A 1,958-nucleotide genomic window follows, 5' to 3' on the forward strand; every position below is an offset into this window, starting at 1 on the left:
GCTTCAATGTCCGCAAGCATGGCTTGAAAACCGGGTCTTTGAAAGTTCGCACCAGAATAACCGTCGTCCGTGTACCAGCGCAGATTGGAAAAGCCGTTCTGCTTTGCATAGGTTTCAAGGATACGCTTCTGATTGGAAATGGAATTGCTTTCGCCTTGCAGCTCGTCCTCATGGGATAGTCTTGGGTAAAGGGCGGTAATTGGTTGTTGGTTGGTCTGTCTTAACATAAAATCCTCCGTTTCCGACAGCCAGCCCCACTATTCCGTACCTTGATTGTACCACATGGGGCGGCTGTCTGTATAGCGGCAAAAGCGTCAAATCTGCTTCTTTATGGTCGGTCAAATCGCCGTTTTTTGTGTAGCAGCTTCCGCTTCCAGCACTTTCATCATCTTGTCGGCTGCGGTGTCGGTTGCGCCCTGCTTGAAGAAGCCGGAAACGGTAAGGACGGAGTTGCCCATGCGGATTTCCGTCACACAGTCCGGGCGGCGGTCTGTTTTGGTGGTGCTTGTCTGTTTCGTTTCTGTCATAGGCTCTCCTTTCGCTGCTTCATCAGTTGCTTTAAGCGTTCCAGCTTTTCCTGTGCGGTTTCCTTTCGGAAGTTGCTGCCCGTGAAGCGGACGGGGGCGCACATGGAAGTCAGCCTGTCATAGATACGGGCGTGGGGCGTGTCCTGCGGGTGCTGCAATTCCTCCAGCGTGAGGTTGGTCGTGGCGATCAGCGGCTTGCCGCTTCGGTAACGGCTGTCAATCACGCTGTAAACCTGTTCCAGCCCGTATTCTGTTCCTCGCTCCATACCGAAATCATCAAGTATCAGCAGAGGGTAGCTGCAAAGGCGGGAAATATATTCGTTCCTGCCCTCAAAGCTGGCGGCAAGGTCACCCAGTATCGTTGCAAAGTTTGTCATGCAGACGGCAACCTCTTTTTCCATAAGGGCGTTGGCGATACAGGCGGCAAGGTAGCTTTTTCCCGTCCCCACGCCGCCCCAAAACAGGTAGCCGATATTTTCAGCCTGCATGGTTTCCCAGCTCTCCACATAAAAGCGGGCGGTTTCGGTCTGCGGGTTTCTGCCGTTGTCATGCTCAAATGTCCAGTTCCGCATAGCAGGGTCGGTAAAGCCCCGGCGTTTCAAGTCCTCCACTTTTTCAAGGTGCTTCTGTCGGCTTTCGGCGGCTTGCTGCTTTTCACGGGCTGCCCGCTGGCAGTCGCACTCTGCCGGGTGGCGGTCACGCCCGAAACAAGTCTTTCCCTCTGCAAAATAGGCTTCTTTGGGCGTATGGCACTTACCGCAGTATAAAAGCCCGTCCTCGCCTGTGTAGTCCTCCGCTTCGGCGGTAGTGGCTGTAATGTCCGTAATCATAGCTTCAATTCCGTTTTTCATAAGCTCTCGCCCTCCTTGCATGAATAATCGGGTATGCCCTGTTTCGGGGCAGCCTTGCCTTTGGCAGCGTCCTCCTGCGCCCACTTGTAAATGGTGGCTGCATGGCTGTGGTACTGTTTCCCGGTGGAAGCGATATGGCAGGAAAGCCGGTCAATATAATACTCCCACTTGTCGGGCAACTCTGTTTTTAGCCCGGAAAGCTCTGTATCGGTCAGTATCACATTGTTGTATCTGCCATAAGCGGCGGGGGCGGGGTGTCCCGTTTCTCCCTCTCTCTCTTTTTCTATCTCTATCTCTTTCTCTAACTCTATCTCTATCTCTGGTGGACGAATGTCGGACAAATGTCCGCCTTTTGTCCGGGGCGGTAAAAGTGCCTTGTTTTCCAGTCTTGCAGCCCGTTTCCGCTCGGCTTCGGTAGAGGACTGTCCTATCATCAGCTCGATGTCGGTCATATAAAGCAACCCGCAGTCAAGCTGCTCCACAAGCCCTAACTGCTGGAAGATGGCTAATGCCCGTTCCACCGTCCCGATTTGGTGACGGGTCAGCGTGGCTATCATCTGGGCGGTATAGGGGATATGCT

At 53.6% G+C, this 1,958-nt stretch carries 4 protein-coding genes; all 4 read right to left on the reverse strand.

All coding sequences use genetic code 11. The annotated features are described in order from the left end of the window. A partial coding sequence (locus H8711_RS13590; protein ID WP_249283854.1) for a recombinase family protein occupies positions 1 to 227 on the reverse strand: 227 nt, incomplete at its 3' end. 111 nt (positions 228 to 338) lie between these two features. Further along, positions 339 to 527, reverse strand: coding sequence for a transposon-encoded TnpW family protein (locus H8711_RS13595; RefSeq protein ID WP_002569233.1), 189 nt, complete (start codon positions 525 to 527; stop codon positions 339 to 341). Next, on the reverse strand, positions 524 to 1,378 hold the full coding sequence (locus H8711_RS13600; RefSeq protein WP_002569234.1) for an ATP-binding protein: 855 nt from the start codon (positions 1,376 to 1,378) through the stop codon (positions 524 to 526). The genes H8711_RS13595 and H8711_RS13600 overlap by 4 nt, the downstream gene beginning before the upstream one ends. Continuing rightward, the coding region (locus H8711_RS13605; RefSeq protein ID WP_249283876.1) for a phage replisome organizer N-terminal domain-containing protein at positions 1,375 to 1,958 on the reverse strand (584 nt) is incomplete at its 5' end. The genes H8711_RS13605 and H8711_RS13600, both read right to left, overlap by 4 nt.

This window comes from Ligaoa zhengdingensis (assembly GCF_014384885.1).
In the GTDB taxonomy this organism is placed as follows: Bacteria; Bacillota; Clostridia; order Oscillospirales; family Ruminococcaceae; genus Ligaoa; species Ligaoa zhengdingensis.